The 1,528-nt window shown below is 65.0% G+C and carries 2 protein-coding genes; both read left to right on the forward strand.

The window, feature by feature from the left end; translation table 11 throughout:
* Window positions 1-103: 103 nt before the first annotated feature.
* The gene (locus ACWD6R_RS40525; protein ID WP_451823335.1) at window positions 104-922 is read left to right on the forward strand and encodes an IS5 family transposase; all 819 of its coding nucleotides are present in this window, start codon (window positions 104-106) and stop codon (window positions 920-922) included.
* Entirely contained in the window at window positions 919-1,341 is a 423-nt protein-coding gene (locus ACWD6R_RS40530) for a hypothetical protein (RefSeq protein WP_451823336.1), read from the forward strand. The genes ACWD6R_RS40525 and ACWD6R_RS40530 overlap by 4 nt, the downstream gene beginning before the upstream one ends.
* The last annotated feature ends 187 nt before the right edge of the window (window positions 1,342-1,528 follow it).

Genomic DNA, 1,528 nt, shown 5'->3' on the forward strand with positions numbered 1-1,528 from the left:
ACGGACCTCTTCCATTTCCTCAGGTGTCACACCTGAAAGAAGATCACAACCCTACTCCTGCGTGATCATCCGGGGTACCTAACAAAGCCCTACTAACGCACTGGTGTTGTACTCGAGTGATGTCTCCGACGGGCAGTGGGCCCTGGTCGAGCCCGTGATCACGGCGTGGAAGGCCGCGCATCCGTCGGTCAGTGGCCACCAGGGCAGATATGCGATGCGGGAGATCGTAAACGCGATCCTGTACCAGAACCGCAGCGGCTGCCCGTGGGACCTGCTGCCCCACGACCTGCCGCCCGCCGGTGCGGTGAAGTACTACTTCTACAAGTGGCGCGACGATGGCACCGATCAGACCATTCATGATCTGCTGCGATGGCAACTGCGGGAGAAGAAGTGGCGATTAGCCGACCCGAGCCTCATCGTCATAGACACGCAGAGCATCCGTGCCGCCGTCGGCGTCCCGGCCGCCACGACCGGCAAGGACGCGGCGAAACGGGTGCCGGGGCGGAAGAGATGCCTGGCCGTGGACGTATTGGGTCTCGTCGTCGAGGCTGTCGTCCTGCCGGCGTCCGCGCACGACAACGCCGCCGGCATCGCGCTGCTGGACGGCGTGGCCGCCCAGATGGATACCGTGAAGAAGGCCCTGGCCGACCAGGGGTTCAAGAAGGCCGTCGTCGACCACGGCAAGCAGTACGGCATCGACGTCGAGATCGTTGAGCGCAACCCGGCCGACAAGGGCTTCGTCCCGCAGGCCAAGCGGTGGATCGTGGAGCAGACGAACGGGATCCTGATGTTCTGCCGCCGCCTGGTCCGTGACTACGAGCACCGGCTCGCCACCTCGCGCTCTCGCGTCTTCTGGGCGATGACCTCTGTCATGGCCCGCCGACTCACCGGCGCCACCCTGCCCTCCTGGAGGGCCGCATGAGCGACAACCCGCAGATCAGAGACGTCCTTGCCTACGTCGAGGCCTGGATGAGCGAACTCGGCGAGCAGGCCGGGCAGCTCCGCGCGTCCATCGAGGACCTCACCGCCCGCCTCGGAGAACTCGACGCGGAGACCGAGAACCTGCGCATCACCCGCAAGACCCTCCTGAACATCCCAGCACCGGAGCTCGCCGACGATCCGCCGCGGCCCGAGGCGCCGGACCACCCCGCTTACCAGCAGATTCTCGCGGCCTTCACCGACACCGGCCATCCGATGCGGGCTCGGGACCTGTGCGAGGCACTCGGCCTGCCGATCCTCCCGAAGAACACCGAAGGCATCCGGTCCAAGCTGAAACGCCTGGTCACACGGGGCATTCTCACCGAACCCGAACCCGGCCTGTTCGCTCAGCTCCACACCTGAGTACCAGTCCGCCCCGCCGACCAGGACTCCTCTCCCAACCCCAAGCATCAACCGGACATCAGGTCACGTACCGCACTCTGAGACAGCGTCACGGGGGCGTCGCGAATTTATGGGTTGCTTCCGGGGATTGGGTTCGTTGATGTGGTATGGGTCGTTTCGATGAGTTGATCAGTCCGTTGCGGGCGAA

The organism is Streptomyces sp. NPDC005151 (assembly GCF_053599875.1).